The 13,950-nt window shown below is 42.4% G+C and carries 13 protein-coding genes; 11 read left to right on the top strand and 2 right to left on the bottom strand.

The window, feature by feature from the left end:
- Positions 1-960, bottom strand: a 960-nt coding sequence (locus tag ACT3SX_RS01445) for a TonB-dependent receptor plug domain-containing protein (RefSeq protein ID WP_442069481.1), incomplete at its 3' end; no start/stop codon positions are given.
- A gap of 721 nt (positions 961-1,681) precedes the next feature.
- On the opposite strand from ACT3SX_RS01445, the gene ACT3SX_RS01440 reads away from it, so the two are divergent.
- Entirely contained in the window at positions 1,682-3,091 is a 1,410-nt protein-coding gene (locus tag ACT3SX_RS01440) for a uracil-xanthine permease family protein (RefSeq protein ID WP_442062754.1), read from the top strand.
- Between the two features lie 171 nt (positions 3,092-3,262).
- Here the strand turns inward: ACT3SX_RS01440 and ACT3SX_RS01435 are convergent, their stop codons facing one another.
- Positions 3,263-3,928 carry a TetR/AcrR family transcriptional regulator gene (locus ACT3SX_RS01435; RefSeq protein ID WP_192518841.1) on the bottom strand — a complete coding sequence of 222 codons (666 nt, stop codon included), beginning with the start codon at positions 3,926-3,928 and terminating at the stop codon, positions 3,263-3,265.
- 276 nt (positions 3,929-4,204) lie between these two features.
- Between ACT3SX_RS01435 and uraD the strand changes: the two genes are divergently transcribed.
- From uraD to ACT3SX_RS01385, 10 genes are all read left to right on the top strand, one after another.
- The gene (gene uraD / locus ACT3SX_RS01430; protein ID WP_225739113.1) at positions 4,205-4,732 is read left to right on the top strand and encodes a 2-oxo-4-hydroxy-4-carboxy-5-ureidoimidazoline decarboxylase; all 528 of its coding nucleotides are present in this window, start codon (positions 4,205-4,207) and stop codon (positions 4,730-4,732) included.
- A gap of 35 nt (positions 4,733-4,767) precedes the next feature.
- The gene (gene uraH / locus ACT3SX_RS01425; protein WP_192518843.1) at positions 4,768-5,136 is read left to right on the top strand and encodes a hydroxyisourate hydrolase; all 369 of its coding nucleotides are present in this window, start codon (positions 4,768-4,770) and stop codon (positions 5,134-5,136) included.
- Positions 5,137-5,308: 172 nt separating this feature from the next.
- Positions 5,309-6,661 carry a urate hydroxylase PuuD gene (locus ACT3SX_RS01420; protein ID WP_192518844.1) on the top strand — a complete coding sequence of 451 codons (1,353 nt, stop codon included), beginning with the start codon at positions 5,309-5,311 and terminating at the stop codon, positions 6,659-6,661.
- A 134-nt stretch (positions 6,662-6,795) separates the two neighbouring features.
- Entirely contained in the window at positions 6,796-8,313 is a 1,518-nt protein-coding gene (locus ACT3SX_RS01415; RefSeq protein ID WP_192518845.1) for an NCS1 family nucleobase:cation symporter-1, read from the top strand.
- A gap of 35 nt (positions 8,314-8,348) precedes the next feature.
- On the top strand, positions 8,349-9,329 hold the full coding sequence (gene puuE, locus ACT3SX_RS01410) for an allantoinase PuuE (protein WP_192518846.1): 981 nt from the start codon (positions 8,349-8,351) through the stop codon (positions 9,327-9,329).
- Between the two features lie 94 nt (positions 9,330-9,423).
- Positions 9,424-10,260 carry a bifunctional allantoicase/(S)-ureidoglycine aminohydrolase gene (locus tag ACT3SX_RS01405; RefSeq protein WP_192518847.1) on the top strand — a complete coding sequence of 279 codons (837 nt, stop codon included), beginning with the start codon at positions 9,424-9,426 and terminating at the stop codon, positions 10,258-10,260.
- 75 nt (positions 10,261-10,335) lie between these two features.
- Positions 10,336-10,872 carry an ureidoglycolate lyase gene (locus tag ACT3SX_RS01400; RefSeq protein WP_226945097.1) on the top strand — a complete coding sequence of 179 codons (537 nt, stop codon included), beginning with the start codon at positions 10,336-10,338 and terminating at the stop codon, positions 10,870-10,872.
- A gap of 401 nt (positions 10,873-11,273) precedes the next feature.
- Complete coding sequence (locus ACT3SX_RS01395) at positions 11,274-11,549, top strand: Trp family transcriptional regulator (RefSeq protein WP_192518849.1); 276 nt, start codon at positions 11,274-11,276, stop codon at positions 11,547-11,549.
- A gap of 260 nt (positions 11,550-11,809) precedes the next feature.
- Positions 11,810-13,228 (top strand): anthranilate synthase component I family protein, encoded by a 1,419-nt coding sequence (locus ACT3SX_RS01390; RefSeq protein ID WP_192518850.1) that lies wholly within the window; start codon positions 11,810-11,812, stop codon positions 13,226-13,228.
- Positions 13,229-13,300: 72 nt separating this feature from the next.
- Positions 13,301-13,948, top strand: a complete 648-nt coding sequence (locus tag ACT3SX_RS01385; protein ID WP_192518851.1) for an anthranilate synthase component II — start codon at positions 13,301-13,303, stop codon at positions 13,946-13,948.
- Positions 13,949-13,950: the final 2 nt, after the last annotated feature.

Here is a 13,950-nt window from a genome sequence, read left to right as displayed (position 1 = left end):
ATTATCTCTATCGAGATAAGTTTCAGTTTGATAAATATTGGCTTTAACATCAACTAAGTCACTGGTTGGGTTGTAGCCATACTCTAGCGTATAGGTATCACGGCTTTGTTTCCAAGGTATGACTGGATTCCAGCCATTTTCATCAGTCAATGGGAAATCCGCTCGGGCTGGATACATACCGTCATTTTCTGTACGGCTAAAACTACCACTCACATGATGATCATTACCTAAATAAGCACCTGCTTTTAACAAAATACTTTCTGTATCACCGTCTGACGTTTGAATATCACGACCATCACCATCTTCACCTGCGTCGGATGAGCGTTTGCCATAATAAACTAATAAATCAACATTTTCTGTCGGTGCAGCAAATACGGTCGCTGAGGTTAACAGCTCGTCATTATTACTGCCATAGCCTGTATGGATTTTTGCACCAATCTTTTGATCAACATCAAGCAAATCTGCTGCATCAACGGTCTCAAAAGCCACCGCACCACCAATCGCATCATTACCTAAAGTGACTGAGTTATTACCAACTGAAACTTCAGACCGCTTCAATAAGTCTGGATCAATGACCAAATCTCCAGAATGGTGGAACGCATAGCCTTCTTGACGGGCACCATCAACGGTCACTTTTAAATTCGTATCATCAAAGCCGCGAACACGAACACGTTGGTTCATAGCTGATGTACCGCCTACTGAAGCGCCTGGCACACCGTCTAAAAAGTCATTTAAAAGACTCGCTTGCCCTGCAGGTATATACTGAGCTGAGTCAATAGAATCCGATTGCATACCATCACGTACAGAACTGTTGGCAGTCACTGTAATGGTCTGTAGCGTGGTACTTGGCATATCTTCTACAGTAGCTGCACTCGCCGCCTGCGACCACAATACTGCGGCAACACCCATCGATAATACGGTCAATGGACTAGATAGTTTTGACAACTTTACTTCACGCATAACGCATTTACTCGCTTTTTCTATGATTAGGAATGAAAATTACTTGTTTTTGAAGGCTACTGATTTGTGAAAACTACTTTTATTAATAGTTGATAATCGGTTTTCATAACTATTTTTTATCACTACGTTTGTATTAAATAATTACGTTTGTGTTAAATAATAAGGAAGGCTTGATGATGCCAAACTTGATATATAAATAGAAATGTTAATGATAATTGTTAGCATTTAATTATTGACAGGTATCCTAACTAAATACGAACAATTTAGCAATAATTATCATTAAATAATTTATATTAGAAAACGATTCTTGCGCTTAATTTATCTTTATTTCTTTTCACTTACATCCTTCAAAACCCTTATTATCAAGGACTTCCAAGTATCATCACCCACACACTATTCTTTTGTTAAATATTCATTATTTAAATAATAAACATGCCAATCTAAAAAAAACATTGCAATAAACAACTCTTTCACTATACCCTAAGATAGTTGACCAATTAGTCAGGTTTGTAACTTTGACTTAATTATAAGATTCATAAATACCAGATAGCTACCTACTTTTATGTATTCACACAAGGATCGGTGCGACTTTTTGTGAGATAGATAAGCGATACGAAGTTTTAAAGGTGTGCCAACATTCATCTCTATTCTATGTATTGATAACCTTGCTTAATAATCTCCGTAGAGTTTGGACTGAAAGTCACTTTAGGAGGAAGCCAAGATGAGTGAGCACACTCAAGGAAACCCAGACTTACTGTATGGACTACATGACCGTCCTGCGCCTGGGAAAGCATTTTTGGGTGCCATACAACACGTACTGGCCGCGTTTGTCGGTATCATTACCCCATCACTAATCATTGGCGGCGTCTTAGGTTTGGGAGAGCACATTCCCTACCTGATTAGCATGTCATTGATGGTATCAGGGGTCGCTACTTTTATTCAGACACGCAAAGTTGGGCCAATCGGTTCAGGTTTGATGGCATTACAAGGCACCAGTTTTGGCTTCTTAGCCGCAGTATTAGCAGCAGGGTTTGTGGTAAAAAACCGTGGTGGTAGTCCAGAGGAGATTCTCTCTGTCATCTTTGGCATTTCATTTCTTGGTGCTTTCGTCGAAATTTTCTTAAGTCAATTCATTACCAAACTCAAATCTTTAATGAGTCCAATCGTGACAGGTTGTGTGATCGTGACTATCGGTCTGTCCTTAACCAAAGTCGGTTTAACAGATTTAGCAGGCGGGGTTGGTGCTGAGGATTTTGGTAGTATGCCAAACTTATTACTGGGCGGTGGTGTACTGGTTAGTGTGGTGTTGATTAGTATCGTCAATAATAAAGTAATTCGCTCAAGTGCTATTTTTATCGGTTTAATGCTTGGCTTGCTAGCCGCCACCTTTATGGGTCGCATTGATTTTTCTTTGGTCGCAGAAGCCCCTCTCTTTACTGCGCCGATACCTTTCAAATTCGGTTTTGGTTTTGATTGGCAAGCATTTATCCCTATTGCCTTTATGTATATCATTACCAGTATCGAAACATCAGGTGATTTGACAGCCACATCTATGATTTCAGGCGAACCAATCAAAGGCCCTATATACGAAAAGCGTATCAAAGGTGGTGTATTAGGTGATGGTGTCAACTCGTTGATTGCGGCGACTTTTAATACGTTCCCTGTCACGACGTTTAGTCAAAATAATGGTGTCATCCAGATGACAGGGATTGCTAGTCGCTATATAGGGTTCTATGTAGGTGGTATCTTATTCTTTATGGGGTTATTCCCTGTCCTTGGTGCTGTCTTCACCCAACTACCAAAGCCAGTCGTTGGCGGTGTTACCCTATTGATGTTCGCTACTGTAGCAACAGCAGGTATACGTATTTTATCAACCGTCAACTTTACCCATCGCAATATATTGATCATTGCGACCTCGTTAGGTCTCTCTATGGGTGTGGCTTTTGTACCTGATGTATTTGCTCAAGCGCCGCAGTTTTTCCGTAATATCTTTGGTTCAGCAGTGACCGTATCTGGTATCGTCGCTATTGCTCTTGATATTATTTTACCCAAAAACTATGGTGTTGAGTTTGATACGGCAGAGCAACATCTGGATGATGGTCTAAAGCCACTTAGACAAAAAGTCTCTTAAATCATTTAGGAGCGTTTGAATAGCACTACTGCAAAGCTTGATTAATAGGTTTAACGAACGCTAGCGCATTTATCAAGCACTAGCGTTAAAGCCATTTTTTATTCTGGTTAATATACACTCTTATTGATATGAGATGACAGCGGAGAATAGCTCACTTATGACTGCACACATCTACTCAAGACCACAGCCACGCAAGATAAACGGCACCAAAAACTCAGCAGCACGCGCTTCATCCTGCTGGTCATAATCATTTTTGTCCATCAGACCAACGATTTCTGTTTCAAATTCAGCATATCGTTGCGTCGTTGCCCAAATCAAAATCAATAACTGTAGCGGATCAGTGATACCAATCTTGCCTTGCTCATGCCAGACTTTCATGACTTTTGCTTTATCAAGTGCCCATTCTTTCATTGTCGTCGACATAAAGCTATGCAAATGTGGTGCACCCACGATAACTTCTAGAGCAAACAGTTTGTGGCGATTTGGATGCGCAAACGCTTGACGTAATTTGGTGCGTACGAATTTTTCGATAACGACCTTAGGGTCACTATCGATCGTCATGGTAACCAAGCCATCGTTCCACTCTTGAATAATAGCGTGCAGCACAATTTGATACAGGTTTTTTTTATTCTTAAAGTAGTAATGGATATTAGCTTTTGGTAGGCCAGCCCTATCAGCGATACTTTGCATCGTAGCACCACCAAAACCCTTTAAGACAAACTCTTCTTCTGCTGCTGCCAAGATAACCGCTTGGTTTTGCGCACGAATGCCCTGCTGATTTTTCTGTGTTTTCGCGTCAGACGCTTCTTGTGTATTGATATCAGTTTCTTGATCCATGTTGGTAATACCTATTGTTGTTATAACGGTTGGCTATATGCCAATAAACAACCAGATTCAAATACGAATCTTTATGAAATATGAGCCACCTAAATAAAATTTCTTTATAAAGTAGTTGACCAAATAGTCAGGTTTAAGCAAAATAGCTTATATTAACCCACTTATTATTTTATATAACATTACTTTATTATATATTTTTGTATATCGTAATCTGAGCTTAACATTATCCATCCCTGCCGCCCACCTTTTAGTCCGTTGCTTTTACATGAATAGGAGATGACTGTGAAACTGTCTTTACAGCAATTTAATAAACTCTCGCCAGCTGAAGCCACGTCATATTTATTGACTTGCTGCACCAGTACTCAGTGGGCTCAGAGTTTAGTAAATAAACGTCCTTTCGGTGATATACAAACACTACTGACTCAAAGCGATGAAGCTTGGCTACAAGCTCAAACCGATGAGACTAATCTACTGCAAGCATTTGATGGCCACCCACAAATTGGCAATGTCGATTCGTTAAAAGAGAAATATCGTAACACGCAAGACAGTGCCGCACATGAGCAATCAGGTGCCAATGACGCTGAAGATAGTGTAATTGCAGCCTTAGCACAAGGAAATCAAGACTATCTCAATAAATTTGGCTTTATCTTTATTGTGTTTGCCACAGGTAAAAGTGCACAGCAAATGCTGGACTTACTGTTAGCAAGGCTACCAAACAATCGCGAAACTGAACTGGTTAATGCCGCTACCGAACAAAATAAAATCACGCGTTTACGTTTACAGAAACTGCTGAGCGACGCGTAAACCTCACCTGCCACACATATATAAATGGAGTTATTATGTCAGCCACTCTATCATCACATATTTTAGATACCCATCTGGGCAAGCCTGCTGCCGATGTCGCCGTAACCCTGCACCGTATTAACGATAGCGGTGACGCCACCCTATTGGCAAGCGCTATTACCAATGCCGATGGTCGCGTAGCTACTGACAGCTGGCAGTTTGACTCAACACTTGAGAATAACGCATCTGATTTGAGTCATGGTCGCTATACGCTGACTTTTGATACCCAGTCTTACTTTGATGCGCAGCAGCTCACCGCATTTTATCCGCAAGTCATTATCGATTTTATGGTACGCGATGACAATCACTATCATATTCCGTTATTGCTTAGCGCACACGGTTATAGCACCTATCGCGGCTCATAGCTTTCGTGATTCATAGCTTTCGTGACTCATAGCTTTTGTGACTCATAGTTACCTGCTATCTCATTCAGGCACATCATTATACAAGTTCATAATGAAAGCAAATAGTACACGAAACGAAAGCACATTGAAAAAAAGCTGACGACAAAAATTTGTAAAAAAGGACACCTGCCGCATGGGCGCTTATTATCTTGATTGGTTAAATTTATTTTTCCGCTGGTTCCACGTCATCGCTGGCGTAGCATGGATTGGGGCTTCGTTTTATTTTGTTTGGTTAGACCTCAGCCTACGTAAACCACCACAGTGGAAAAAGGATAAAGGCATTTCTGGTGACCTATGGGCGGTACATGGTGGCGGTTTTTATGAAATTGCCAAATACAAACTTGAACCTGAACAGATGCCCAAAACGCTGCATTGGTTTAAATGGGAAGCCTATACCACTTGGTTGACTGGTATGGCGATGTTATCTATCGTCTACTATGCCAATGCAACCGCTTATCTGATTGATCCAAGCAAGGTAGCTTTTGGCAGCAGCGTAGGTGCTATATCGACCAGCTTATTGTTTTTATTCGGCAGCTACTTTATCTATGAAGTGATTGTCCGCAGTCATTTGGGCAAAAACTCACTCATTTTTAGCAGCATTATTTTTATCCTACTAATCATCGCTTGCTGGGGTTCTTATCAGTTATTCAGTGACCGTGCCTCGTTTATCCATATCGGTGCCATTTTAGGTACGGTCATGGCAGGGAATGTCTTCTTTGGCATCATGCCAGCTCAACGAGCGCTAGTCGATTGCGTGAGGCGTGGTGAAAAACCCGGTAAAGAAGTGGCGGCCTTGGCGCTACAAGCAAAAAACCGCTCATTGATGAACAACTATTTTACGTTACCGCTTATCTTTATTATGATTAGCAACCACTATCCGATGATGTATTCTCATGCTCACGGTTGGTTGGTGTTGGTTTATGTCAGTATCATCACTGCGATTGTACGTCATTATTTTAACCAAAAGCATTTGGACAATCATAAGCCGCGCTACTTGGTCATCCCTGCTGTACTGACGGTTTTATTAATTATTTGGATGCGTCCTGAACCGATTGAGCCGCTACCTGCTGCCAATGCCTCAGTCACGGCCTCAGTCGCTGCCGTACCTGTAACGCCCGATACGGAGCCTCCAGCAACTGACAGTGACATAGCAAGCGATGTAGCCACAAATACAAGTTCTACAGCTATCACCGATGATACAGCTACTACTACTACGGCTGCAGCGGTACCAGTGACAGCCTCAGCTGACGATGCCATGATGAATGTCGTACATACGCGCTGTAGCACTTGCCATGCTGCACAACCAACCCAACAAGGATTTGCCGCACCACCAGCGGGTATTATCTTGCAAACGCCTACAGACATGAAGATTCACAAAGCAAAAATCATCACCGCAGTACAAACTGGCTATATGCCATTGGGCAATCTCACTCAGTTGACTGATGAAGAGCGCCAGCAGCTTGTAGCTTATACCTCGGGGTTATAAATGAGCACTTTCACTCAGATAAGTAAACAATTACCTTGACCAATGAACTAGACATCCTTAAAGTGTTAACAATAAAGATTGTTAAGTGTTAACAATATTGGTTTCGATTGATTCCAATCTGAAAGGAGAAAAGGATGTCCACTGCAAATAAGCAAGAAAGTCAGCTCCACAATCAATCCAACAGCGCGCTCTATGATTGCACCACATTCAATCCAGAACGCAAAAACTCAAGATTATACAATGACGATCTTGCCCCACTACAGCCTGAACAGCGTAGTTGGGGATGGTTTTCGATATTTAACGTCTGGTCAAATGATATTCAAAGTCTTTTTGGCTATACGCTTGCTGCATCACTATTCTTAAGCTATGGTTTGAATGGTTGGTGGGTCATGGCGGCGATTATCTGCTCAGGATTCATCGTCATGCTGATGGTCAATTTGACAGGCAAACCCAGCGTCAAATATGGCATTCCTTTTCCAGTGCTCATACGTGCTAGCATGGGTATCAATGGAGCGAATCTTCCGGCGATATTACGAGCCATTATCGGTATTTTTTGGTACGGGGTTCAGACCTATTTTGCCTCCACTGCGGTTGCTATCTTATTGACTATTATGATGGGTAGTTCAGATGCAACTTTTTTAGGCCTCAATAGTACAGCGTGGATCGCCTTTGTCATCGTTTGGGTGTTTCAAATCATGCTTTTTTGGGCAGGTGTTGAGCCTATAAAACACTTTTTAAACTGGGCAGGTCCGCTCGTTTATGTGGTGATGGTTATCTTGATGGGTGTTGTCTGGTATCAGTCAGGCTCAGAGTTATTACCAGCTATTAACTCCATTTTTGCTAGTGGCAGCGACTATACGGGTACCTCCTTTCAGGCATTTACCGCGATTGTGGGCACCATGGTGGCTTATTTTGCAGCCGTTGTGATTAACTTCGGCGACTTCTCACGATTTTTACGCAGTGAAAAAGAAATGCGCTTAGGTAACTTAGTTGGTCTACCTATTAATATGATGTTTTTCTCATTCATTGCCCTAGTCATTACCGCAGGTACTTTGGTCTTATTTGGCGAAGCATTGACCAACCCTGCAGAGATTGTAGAACGAGTTGACGCACTCCCACTAACGATTGTTGCAGCCTTGACCTTCTTTGCAGCGACTGTGGGGATCAATATGGTCGCAAACTTTATACCACCCGCTTATGATTTGGCGAACTTATTCCCCAAACATATTAGCTTTCGTAAAGGTGGCTTAATTACCGCAGTGATTGCCTTTTTCGTTGGCGCACTATGGTTATCATTTATCAGTAAAATCGGCATCGTTGGCTTTGTAAATGTTGTTGGCGCAGTCATTGCACCCTTTTTTGGTATATTAGTTGTCGATTACTACTTAATCAAACGTCAACATATTAATATCAATGATCTATTTTCCGATCAACCAGATGGGGCTTATTACTACTATAAAGGTTGGAATATTCGTGGCTTAATTGCTTTTGCGGTTGGTGCTATCTTTTCTATCGCTACCGTATTAGTGCCTGCATTAACAAAGCTTGAGGGTTATGGTTTCTTACTAGGTGCCATATTGGGCGGTATCGCTTATTGGCTGCTGATGCAATCCGACGCCATAAAACCTAATCAAGCATCAGACTTTAGGTAAAAAAACATCTCAATTGAAACAAAGGAATATCAAACATGACTCAGAAAATCACCAGTAACTTTGATCAAGATGCTTACCCTCGTGACTTAAAAGGCTATGGTGGAAACCCGCCAAAAGCCAACTGGCCAGGCGGCGCCAAAATCGCTGTGCAATTCGTCCTAAATATCGAAGAAGGTGCAGAGAACAGTGTCATTCATGGTGATGGTCAATCTGAGCGCTTTTTATCTGATGTATTGGGTACGCCAGAATTTAACAATCGCCATCAGTCGATCGAGTCAGCATTTGAATACGGTAGCCGTGTCGGCGTTTGGCGAGTATTGGATACCTTTAAAGAATACGGTTTACCCATTACTACCTTTACTTGTGCAGCGGCGGCTGAGAAAACTCCGCATATTATCGAGCGCGTATTAGAAGACGGGCATGAAATCGCCAGTCATGGTCTGCGCTGGATCACCTATCAATATATGTATCGCGAAACTGAGCGCGAGCATGTACGCCGTGCAACTGAGATATTCAAAAGCATGACTGGTGGCCAGCCACTCGGTTGGTATACTGGTCGTGATAGCCCCAATACTCGTGAGTTAGTTGCAGAACAAGGTGGCTATATTTATGATTCCGACTCTTATGCTGATGAGCTACCCTACTGGCTCAATGTCAAGGTAGAAGACGGTAACAAAATCGCACGTAAGCCGCATTTAGTTATTCCTTATACGCTAGAAACCAATGACATGCGTTTTGCTTCTAGTCCAGGATTTACCAACGCTGAGCCTTTTTATCAGTACTTAAAAGACAGCTTTGACACGCTATATAAAGAAGGCGAACATACGCCCAAAATGCTAACGATCGGTTTGCATTGTCGTATCATTGGTCGTGCTGGTCGTATTACTGCTCTCAAAAAGTTTTTGCAATACATCACTAGCAAGCCTGATGTGTGGATATGCCGCCGTGACGAGATTGCCAAACACTGGTATAAAAACCATCCAGCCACTGCCGACAACACCGAAAACTGGCTGTAACCATACGCTCAGACAACCATTTATCGCAGCACACCATTATTATCGCGACACACAATCATTATCGTCGCACAAAGTCACCAAGGAACATGAAAAAATGTCAACAAAAAGTACTTATTACGCGCCAACTGGCGGATTACCTCCGCAAACACAACTACTATCCGATCGTGCTATCTTTACCGAAGCTTATGCCATTATTCCCAAACGTGTATTAACCGACATTGTAATTAGCTATCTGCCATTTTGGGAAGGTATGCGCATGTGGGTGATTGCCCGTCCTTTATCTGGCTTTTCAGAAACCTTCTCACAATACATCGTGGAAGTAGCACCAAATGGCGGCTCTGATAAGCCTGAACTAGACATGAAAGCCGAAGCCGTATTGTTTGTCGTTGAAGGTGAAATGGATATTACCATTGAAGGCGAAGCGCATCACCTGGAAGCTGGTGGCTATGCCTTCTTACCGCCAGCATGTAAATGGACGGTGAAAAATAATAGCGATAAGCACGTTAAGTTTCATTGGATTCGCAAAGCGTATCAGTTTGTAGATGGTATTGATGCACCTGAGCCTTTTGTCACAAGCGATCACGATGTCGATGCTATTGAGATGCCAGACACAGGTGGCGTATGGGCAACCACTCGATTTACCGAGCAATCTGATATGCGTCACGACATGCATGTAAATATCGTCACGTTCCAGCCTGGTGGCGTGATCCCATTTGATGAAACGCATGTGATGGAGCATGGTCTGTATGTACTAGAAGGTAAAGCCGTCTATCACTTAAACGGTGAATGGGTCGAAGTAGAGGCAGGTGATTTTATGTGGTTACGCGCATTTTGCCCACAATCTTGTTACGCTGGTGGACCTGGTCCATTTAGATATCTACTCTATAAAGACGTGAATAGACATATGCCATTTATTCGCCCAGAACGATAAGCCGTCTAGAATATAGTCGATGCTAAGTAAAAAAATACCAAGTAAAAGAGATACACGAGATTATAAGGCAAAGTCATGAGTACTCTTATGAAGACTACAATCGTTGCAAAACCTTTAACCAAAGCTGGTTTTGCACCCTACGGCACCGTTATCGAACCCTATGACAAGGATCAGCAAACGCCTGAAAACAGCTACCATATCAATAAAGGCTATGCGTGTCGTCATCACGCCATCGCTGAAGCTAAGCTCGATGGTGGTAACGTGGGCATGAGTATCTTCCGTGCCAAAAAACGTGATTTCCCTATCGTATTATCCGTGATGGAATATCATCCATTTGGTACGCAGGCATTTTTTTCGATGAATGCTCAGGACTATATCGTGGTCGTTGCACCTGCAGGAGAGCCACCAAAATCTGCTGAGGATTTGACGGTGTTTTATGCCAAATCGCATCAAGGCGTACAGTATGATGCCAATGTCTGGCATCATCCACTACTCGCACTTGGGCGCGACTCTGATTTTTTGGTCATTGATCGTATCAATGGTGAAGGTCAGAATTGCTATGAGCTCGATATAGAGGATTGGCAAGTGCAAGTTGATCTGGCTTCGGAATAGTTTCAGACAGTACTAGGGTGTGTCCTCATTTTAAAAATGGTGATAAAAATTAGATAAATTGCAGTCAAACAAGGAAAATAGCGCAGATAATATCGAGATATTAGTCAGCTATTTGACGCCGTTTGGCAAGATTTAGCCATTTTTAACCCATTTAGATAACTATCGATTGAATTGAGGACATGCCCTAATAATAGGTGATAGCAAGACTAGCTAATAGCCATTAGCTGGTTTTTTCATTTGTTGCAGATTAGGGTGCATTACCGGTAAGCAAAAAATCGCTAAACAAAAAACTTTCTATGAGCTGCCTTGTTTTTCATGTACTATTATACTAGAATACTGAAACAAGATTAAGGCTAAAATCAGCAAGACAGCCATCTACCCTTTTATGAAGATTAAATACTATGAGTACTGATCCCTATTCAAGTTTACTGAAGCATTTAGCGAATTGTAGTGACAGCGATGATATGGCAGAACTATTCCGTGCCCTACTGACGGATAAAGAGCAGCTTGAGATTGCCAACCGTATTCGTATTTTTGATGCTTTAGATCGTGGCATCACTCAACGTGAAATCTCTGAACAGTTAGGCGTCGGTATCGCCACTGTCTCTCGCGGTGCTAAAGCCATACAAAGTCATGATATCAGTGCGCTACTAGCGACACTTAGACAAGACACTTAATACAGTCAATTCACTATACCTGACACAATACTCTCAACATTCTTTTTATTTTTAGCTAGGGCGTCTCATCAATTAGATTATCAGGCTTAAAATAAGAAAAATTGTAGATAAACAAGGAAGAAATTGCCGTTAATATGAATATATTGACAAAATTTCTGACGATGTTTAGCAAAATTTAGCCATTTTAAGACCATTAAATGTATTAATGTGCTAATTGATGACACGCTCTAATACATATTTGAACTATTCCGGACTTTGTTATGACCTTTCCTACACTACTGCACGGCCAACCTACGGCGATTGATATTCCTAGCAAACCACAGCGTATTAAGCTCACTCAAGATATTGACTTTTTTGCGTTATTCAAACGTATAGAAAGCACTTTTGATACCTGCTACCTACTCGAATCTTTAGGTGAAGACAGCCATATCTCACGTCATCATGCCATTGGGTTCAATCCAGTCATGACCATCGCTGCCATCGATCGCAACACCCTTGCCATCACCGATAACAAAACTGCTGAAACAAACCACTACCAAACCGAAAACCCATATCAACTATTGCGTGAGATTACCCCGCAACACGTTATCGCTCGTGACCAGAGCGGTGGTTTGGTCGGCTATCTAGGCTATGACAGTGTGAATTTTTTTGAGCCCAGCCTCACTGCAAAGTCTAGCGACGATTTTGAACCGTTTAAGTTTGGCGTATATTTAGATGGATTAACGCTCGACAAGATGACGGGCGAAATTTTCTATTTTTATTATCCGACCGATCAGCAAGAAAACCGTATCGAGCACATCAAAGCGTTACTTGATACACCTACTCCAAGTTGTGAAAATCCAACGGTTGAGTTTTTAGGTGACGGCATGAGCCAAGAGGAACATGCGAAAGCGGTAATGCAGGTCAAAGAAGATATTATTGCCGGACGTATCTTTCAGTGCGAGGTAGGGTTTAAGTCTAAATATCGTATCGCTGGTGACAAGATGCCCATTTATGAAAAGCTGCGTAGCGTCAACCCATCACCGCACATGTACTTTATGAAGTTTGACCAGCAGTGCATCATCGGCGCTTCACCCGAATTATTGTTTCGCTTGCGTCAAGGTGAAATGGAAACCTACCCGCTTGCCGGCACTGCCAAGCGCGGCGTCGATGTGATCGAAGACCGTAAGCTTGCCCGCGCACTGCTTAACGACGAAAAAGAGATTGCCGAACATAACATGCTGGTCGACTTGCATCGTAATGATATTGGTCGTGTAGCACGATTTGGCACAGTAAAGGTACGTAACCTAATGGACATCAAACGCTTCTCGCACGTGCAGCATATATCGTCTGAGATTGTCGGAATTTTACATCCCAACGAAGACATGTTTAGCGCCCTTGCCAGTAACTTCCCCGCAGGCACATTGTCTGGGGCACCAAAGGTTGAAGCCATTAAAGTCATTAATGAGTTAGAGCCAGATGGTCGCGGTGCTTATGGCGGCGCGCTCGGTTCATTCAATTTCAATGGCGATTGTATCTTTGCCATTCCTATTCGCAGCTTGTTTATGAATGGTGAATCGGCTTATGCCCAAACCTGTGGCGGCAATGTATATGACTCCAATCCAGCCGATGAATACTTAGAGATTCAACGCAAACTGTCAGCGATGAAAGTCGTATTAGACAGCTTTATGTCGCTGTAGTTTGCAACTGCTGTAATTCATACCAGCCGTAATTCGCACACTGACCATATTTTATTAAAGAGTTTATGACCCATGAATGTTTTAATTATCGATAACTACGACTCGTTTACTTTTAATCTTTACCAATATATTGGGGAGATTTTACAAACCATGGACGGTGATGAAGAAGCAAACGTCATCGTTAAACGCAACAATGAAATTACACTGGCTGACGTGCAAGCGATGAATCTTGACCGTATCATTATATCACCAGGCCCTGGCGCACCTGATGATCCTGCCTACTTCGGTATTTGTGCTGAGGTCATCAAAGTCATGGGTAAGACGACGCCAATACTAGGTGTGTGCTTAGGCATGCAAGGCATCGCTCATGTGTTTGGCGGTGATGTGATACGTGCCAATGTACCGATGCATGGCAAAGTCTCAGCGATTCGTCACGATGGTGCGGGTGTCTATCAAGGATTACCACAAGCCATTGAAATCATGCGCTATCACTCATTGATGGTGAAAGCCAAGACACTGCCAGATTGCTTAACTGTCACCGCCGTCGTTGATAATGAGCAACATAGTGAGCATAGCCTAGCCAAATCAGCACTAGCAGGCGATGAAATCATGGGCTTACAACACAAAGACTATCCAATTCAAGGTGTGCAGTTTCATCCAGAATCATTCGCGACTGAAGGTGCCAAGCGTTTGCTCACTAATTTTTTAATGCAAATATAAAA

The organism is Psychrobacter sp. AOP31-B2-9 (assembly GCF_052378005.1).
GTDB lineage: Bacteria > Pseudomonadota > Gammaproteobacteria > Pseudomonadales > Moraxellaceae > Psychrobacter.
This window is presented reverse-complemented; position numbering and strand designations above follow the sequence as displayed.